We start from the raw sequence: 263 nt of genomic DNA, 5'->3' as shown, positions 1-263 counted from the left end.
GCACCGTCATCATCATGCACCAGCGTATCCTGACTCATCTTCCTATCCTTGTTGATGCGCCCGCTCTACGAGTAGCATCACTTCTGCGGCATCGGCTTCGCGGGAATATGTAACAACATAGCAACCGCGTATTATAGCGCCAGCCTACTGGTGGGCGTATCACGAAGGGAGTGCTTTTATGAGCAAAGCGACTGGTTTCGTCAAAGAATTCCGAGATTTCGCTGTCAAAGGCAATGCGGTTGATTTGGCGGTTGGTGTGATCA

General features: G+C 51.0%; 1 protein-coding gene. It reads left to right on the top strand.

Annotated elements, in window-relative coordinates:
* Positions 1 to 178: 178 nt before the first annotated feature.
* The coding region (locus SB751_RS31775; RefSeq protein WP_410749242.1) for an MscL family protein at positions 179 to 263 on the top strand (85 nt) is incomplete at its 3' end.

The organism is Cupriavidus sp. SIMBA_020 (genome assembly GCF_046535395.1).
GTDB lineage: Bacteria > Pseudomonadota > Gammaproteobacteria > Burkholderiales > Burkholderiaceae > Cupriavidus > Cupriavidus campinensis.
This window is presented reverse-complemented; position numbering and strand designations above follow the sequence as displayed.